The organism is Vulcanococcus sp. DEBay_Sum22DG08_74, from assembly GCF_017852955.1.
Classification (GTDB): domain Bacteria; phylum Cyanobacteriota; class Cyanobacteriia; order PCC-6307; family Cyanobiaceae; genus Vulcanococcus.
In genome coordinates, this window is sequence record NZ_JAFMKL010000103.1 from 1 (window position 1) to 5,784 (window position 5,784).

Annotated in this window: 6 protein-coding genes; 4 read left to right on the forward strand and 2 right to left on the reverse strand. The window is 59.1% G+C overall.

Annotated elements, in window-relative coordinates; genetic code table 11:
• From QZ184_RS09630 to QZ184_RS09645, 4 genes are all read left to right on the forward strand, one after another.
• Positions 1 to 749 (forward strand): hypothetical protein (locus tag QZ184_RS09630; RefSeq protein ID WP_296419315.1); only part of this gene is annotated, 749 nt, incomplete at its 5' end.
• A complete protein-coding gene (locus QZ184_RS09635; protein WP_296419317.1) occupies positions 749 to 1,738 on the forward strand; it encodes a DMT family transporter in 990 nt (329 codons plus the stop codon). The genes QZ184_RS09630 and QZ184_RS09635, both read left to right, overlap by 1 nt.
• On the forward strand, positions 1,735 to 3,255 hold the full coding sequence (locus QZ184_RS09640; protein WP_296419319.1) for a GNAT family N-acetyltransferase: 1,521 nt from the start codon (positions 1,735 to 1,737) through the stop codon (positions 3,253 to 3,255). Before QZ184_RS09635 ends, QZ184_RS09640 begins: the two co-directional genes overlap by 4 nt.
• Before the next feature lie 25 nt (positions 3,256 to 3,280).
• Positions 3,281 to 3,919 carry a cysteine dioxygenase family protein gene (locus tag QZ184_RS09645; RefSeq protein WP_296419321.1) on the forward strand — a complete coding sequence of 213 codons (639 nt, stop codon included), beginning with the start codon at positions 3,281 to 3,283 and terminating at the stop codon, positions 3,917 to 3,919.
• A gap of 13 nt (positions 3,920 to 3,932) precedes the next feature.
• Here the strand turns inward: QZ184_RS09645 and QZ184_RS09650 are convergent, their stop codons facing one another.
• Complete coding sequence (locus QZ184_RS09650; protein ID WP_296416118.1) at positions 3,933 to 4,925, reverse strand: hypothetical protein; 993 nt, start codon at positions 4,923 to 4,925, stop codon at positions 3,933 to 3,935.
• A 4-nt stretch (positions 4,926 to 4,929) separates the two neighbouring features.
• Positions 4,930 to 5,784: hypothetical protein (locus tag QZ184_RS09655; RefSeq protein WP_296419326.1), on the reverse strand; the 855-nt coding region annotated here is incomplete at its 5' end.

Here is a 5,784-nt window from a genome sequence, read left to right on the forward strand (position 1 = left end):
CGATGGACTTTTTCATTCACTACAGACCTCTCCCCAAGGCGCATCGCCGTTTTCTGGGCTGGTTCCTGCCACTGATGCTTGGCGTGATGGTTGTGCTGGGGCTCTGGGTTCCCGGTCTTCAGAACCAGTACGGCGCGGGTAGCCGTCAACCGATCAAACAGCTCTCGGGCTTGTTGTTGGATGGCCCAGGCGGAGCGCAGGTGCTGGTGCCGCGCCCAGGACAAACGCCCGGTGAGGCGCACTACTCCCGCATCCTTTTGGCGGGCCCGGGAAAAACCAGGCCACCGGAGGCAGTGATGCAGCACCAGGGGCAGTGGGTGCAGTTGAAGGGTTCGCTCTTCAGCCATGGGCCTTTGAGCGTGATGAACACACGGCGTGCGCAGCCCATCCCGCAGCCCGCTGATCTGCCCGCGCCCAATCTGAAGGGAACCTCCCTCGGCCCCTTTGCCCTGGTGGGCGAAATCATCGACAGCAAGTGTTTTTCAGGGGTGATGAAGCCCGGCGCTGGGAAAACCCATATGGGCTGTGCCATTCGCTGCATCAGTGGTGGCGTCCCTGCTGTTTTTCATGTCCACAACCCCGAGGGAGAGGTGCTCGATCTGGTCTTGATCGATCAAGAGGGCCGCACTGTGAATGATCGCGTCCTTGATCTTGTGGCTCAGGCCGTTGCCATCGAGGGCGAAGTCATTCAGTACGACAACCTCATGGCGCTGAAGGCTGATCCTGTGACCTACCGGCGCCTGGGCTGATGCAGTTCGATCCCCGCCATGAGTTATTGCTCTCCAGGGTTTTGGCGTCCCTGCGCCCGGTTCTGATTGCCTTTTTGGTGATGCATGGGGCCGCCCTCAGTCAGGGCGCCGAAACCCCGATCTCCTTTTGCAATGTCCTCTTCGTCGGCAACCTATGCGCGGCGTTGGTGGTCCTGATCTGGTTTAAACCAGCCCCCATTTGGAGTGACCTCAAGCGACTGCCTAGGCGGGTGCGTTGGGGTTTGGTCCTGGATGGTGGCCTCGCCGCCTTGAACTCGGCACTGATTTACACCGGTCTGGAGTACACCTCATCGACCAACGCGATCTTGCTTGGGAGATTGGCTCCAGTGCTCTACGCCCTGTCTGGGGCCATTGTGTTTGGACGGTTGATCGCGAAGCGGGAGTGGCTGGGCTTCAGCTTCATTATTGCCGGCATCTTGATGGTGGCCCTTGTTGGTGCCAATTGGATGGTCAATAAGGGGGATGCGCTGATCCTTCTCTCGACCGTGGTCTTTGCCGCTTCCGCGAACTTGGGGAAAGCGGTCCTGGATCAGGACGTCTCCTTGCGGGCCTTGGTGTTTGTGCGCAATGCCTCCTCCAGCGTGATCTTCTTTTTCATCGCCAACATTGTCTTCGGCCCGCATCACTTCGCCGATGCTTTTGCCGGTCAGCTCTGGATCGTGATGGCGATCTACGCCTTGCTGATCATCGTGATATCCCAGTTCCTCTGGTTCGATGCTTCAAGCAAGCTGGATTCCATCAGTGTTGGACGCTGGTCGACCCCAGCTCCTGCGATTGGTGTCCTGGCCGCAGCCCTGTTGAACCGGCAGTGGCCGGCCAGCAATCAAGTGGTGGGATTGCTCGTGATCATGGTTGGTGTTGTGATCACGGCCTTTGCCAAGACGAAGCCAACCAAGCTCAAGGAGGAGCGCGAGCAAATGGCTGAATTGGCAGCCAGCGGTGCCGATGCCATATCGCCCGTGACATGAGCGCCAGGCTCCTGTTGATCGCTGACCCAGGGCGTTACCCCGACGCTGATGGCGACGTCCCTTGCTTTTACAGAGCAGCAGCCAGGCACTCCGATTTGGAGCCCCTGCATCTGGCGACTGATCAGATCAACCGCTGTTTGGCGTCCCAATGGCAGCTGACGCCACTGCCGGCCGAACTTGATCACCCTTCGTTTTTAGCCCTGGGGAAGGCTCCCTCGTTGCCCTTTGTTGCCGGTGAGATCGATGTTGTCTTCTGCCGCAGCCTGAAGCCCTTCCCCCCGGGTTACCTCCAGGTTTTGCAGGGCCTCGAGCAGCAGTTGCGTTTTCTCAATCGTCCCTCGAGCAAGATTCAGCAGCTCAAGCCGCAGTTCCTCTCGGAGGTGGCGGGGGCCTTCCTCCCCTCGCACTTGGTGAGCAGCGACCCCACTGAGATCGCCACCTTTCTGGAGCGCCATGGTCAAGTGGTTGCCAAACAGGGCAACAGCACCCAAGCCCAGGGGGTGTTTCGACTCCACAGGAGTCACGGCGTGTATCTCATTGAACATGCCCATGGTCAGCGGGCAGAACAGCGCTCACTGAGCGCCGTGCTGGAGCAGCTCCAGCGGGGAACGGATGAGCCTCTGCAGTTCATGCGTTTTCTCCAGCGCACCAGTGAGGGCGACAAGCGAGTTGTTGTTCTAGATGGCCAGATCCTGGGTGCCTATGTGCGGCGCTCCGCCACAGGGCATTGGGTGAACAATGTGGCGGCTGGTGGCCGCTGCGCCCTGGCTGCGATTACGGATGCAGAGCGTCAGGCGATCGAAGCCACCTGGCCCGCCTATGCCTCCTTGGGGCTCAGGGTCCTTGGCTATGACTTCCTCCAGGACGACTGCGGTACCTGGCGGGTCAGCGAGATCAACGTTGGCAACGTCGGCGGTTTTGCGCGTTTACAGCAGTTGGGTGGCCCCCCTGCCCTGGATCATTTGCTCGCTTGGATCGCGGACTTCGCAGGGGCTGATGCAGCGCTGCAGATTCGTCTCGCCCAGCCCAGGGACGATGCCGCCATCGCCGCGATTTATCAGCGGGCGATTGATCAAGGCGGGATCACGATGGATGAGCGGCGCTTTGCTCCCCAGGCCGTCGCTGAGAAACGCGAGGAGCTGCGCGATCGAGGTTGTCTCTTGGTGGCGACCCGATTGGGTGAGGTCTTGGGTTGGGCAGAGCTCAAGACCTACTCGCCCCGTGCTGGCTATAGCCGCTGCGCAGAAACGTCGGTTTACGTTCACCCTTGCGCTCAGGGCCAGGGGGTCGGTGCTCAACTGCTGCAACAGTTAATCGCCAAGGCACAGGACCTTGGCTACGTTCATTTGGTGGCCAAGGTGGTGGCTGGAAATGACCACAGCATTCGCTTCCATCAGCGGTTTGGCTACGAGTGCGTTGGCATTCAGCGCCGTATCGGCTATCTCCGAGGCCGTTGGTACGACGTGACGATTCTTCAGCGTCTGCTGCAGGCTGAGCCAGAGCTGACCAATGGATAGAGAGCGTCCCATTCTCAGCTCGGGGTTGAAGCGTCTGATCGCAGGGCTAACCGTCCTGCGTTCTCCTGAGCCTGAGCAGTTGCTCTCGCTGATGGCCACCGCAGGGGTTTGCGCCGAGGAACTCGAGCCCTGGGCGGATTACGGCCATTCACCCCGCGATAGCTATGGCCGCCAGTTGGTTTGGCATGGCGGCCATGTGGAAGTCATGGTGATGACATGGCTCCCTGGCGACTTCAGCGCGATCCATGACCACGGCTTGGCGCAGTGGGGAGCGGTCCAATGCTTTGGTCAGGCTGAGCATTACAGCTATCGCCTGCGTCGGTTGCACCTCTGCGATGAGCAGGCGCTTCCCTACGGCCCCGGCCAGGTACGCGCGGTCTCTCCGGCGTTGATCCATCAGATGGGCAATGCCGGTGAACAGAGTTTCTTGAGCCTGCACGTCTATGGCTGTCGGGAACCGCGCACTGCAGTTACCGCTTCAGCTCGGGTGTTTGATCCGGATGAAGGGTGTATTCAGTTCACCAGTGGCGGCGTCTTTTTTGCTTTGCCTGAATCAGACATTGAGAGGCGCCAGTATGGCTTGACGGCGGACCTAGCGATTCGAAAGCGTCAAGCGCAGCTCAAGGCTTGGAGACTTCAGCAGATGCTCGCGTTGGCCGCCTAGTCGCGCCCAGTGTCTAATCCCGGCGCCCAAAGGGTGTGACGGATTCGGGGTTATCGATGTCGTAATCGAGGATGTCTGCGGGCAATCCCACTTGGACTTCTTTGGGATAGACGGTGAAGTCCTCTATGCGTTTGAACAGAGGTAGCAGCACCCGCGCCAGGGCATTGGGTGCTCCATAGAAAAACGTGTGGTGCCCCAGCAGAAATTCGGTCGTTCCTGCCCCTTCCGACTGTTGCAGTTTCAACAGGAACTGACTCAGTTGATGGCGCTGTTCGGGCCGCAAACTGGGATGGGCTGTGACAGGGAAATCCCGCTGAGCGGCGACCAGCCCGGCTCGCTTCCAATCCAGCTCGGAGAGGGCCTGGGTGAGTTCTCCCCGGTCTCGGCTGAAATCCATGCAGGTCAGCTGCGCTTCTTCGATCTCCATCACCCGTTGAAACTGCTGATGTTGCAGTAACTTCCACTTCTCTCTCGCGTTGTCGTGCACCACAACGGCGGCGAGTCGAAGTCGCCGGTAGCGCTGGAGCAGTTTGCGGTTGCTACTGGAGCGGGCCACGAATTGGAAGAGGAACTGTGAGCCCGTGCCGATGTAGTCATCGAAGATCACCAGTGCCCGTCGTTCGGCCTCGGTTCTGAACGTGGAGTGGAGTGCTTCGATGTTTTTGAAGCAACTGACTGGAATGCGGTTGGCCTTTCGGTAGACGTAGGCAATCAGGTCGCCGCTTTTGCAGACAAAGGCTCGGGTGAAGTCGATATCCGAGAAGTGCTCGATGTCGAAACCGTCCTCGCCTAGGTCACTGCAGAGTCGTTCGTGCAGAAGCCTGCACTCTCTGATCAGGCGGGCCCAGCTATGCATCTCCATGCAGTCCAGTAACTGCAGGGCAATGGCATGGTCACTGGCCTCAAACTGCTCGAGCCAGTGAAGGACTGAGCCGCTTGAAATTTCAGGCTCATTCCAGCGCGCGCTCAGCTTTTCAATCGCCTGTGTTGTTGCTGGCTCAACCATGCGCTCAGCGCGTTGCAATGACATGATTCAACCGGCGGATATTGACCTGCTTGCGTCCCTTGCTGTCACTGCTCACCAGGTCGCCAAAGCGATGGCCCAGTAGGACATCGCGGTTGCAATAGAGGTGGGTCTGCAGCAGTCCCGCCCCGGTACTTTCATCGATTCCCTCCACCAAGGGCATCAGGACAGCGTTTCGGCGTAGTAATTCCTCCCAGCCGAGGCGCTGGATTGGGCTGTCCTCATCAATGCGATGGGTCAATGTGGCCGTTTGGCTCAGTTGTGGGGTTCCCGCATTGAGCAGATCCAGCGAACAGATCCGCCTTTGCCAAACCCCCGGCTCGGCTTCGTCGTCATAGATCAGTGAGAGTGAGTAGCTGACATTGAGCCATTGGCTGCGATCACTGGTGACAAAACGGCAGTACAGGCAGCCGTCCTTGAGGTCACTGATGCAGAGATGGCGGCTGAACAGCAAGGGCATTTCATTGCTGCTCAGCCTGGAGAAGACCACGGCCGTGAGTGTCGAGAGGGTGATCAGCCCCGCCACCATGTCGATGATCCCGACGATGTAGGTAAAGCCCGAGTCGGTTTCGATGCCGTTGAAGCCATTGGCAAAAAAGGCTTCAGCAGAAAAGACAAAGGCTTTGGAGAGCCCCATGGGCGGCTCGCCAATCAGGTGTTGCTCGTCAAAACGAAGAATCAACCCGAAGAACAGCACCTGGGCGAAGTAGATCAGTGCCATCGCCAGGAAGAACAGAGGCCATGGCATTCGGGTGAGCGCCGCCAGAGGCTGGCGCCAGAGTTGATACCAGGGCGTGGCCTGATGGTCCTGATGAATGCTGCGACTGGAGAAATTCAGCAT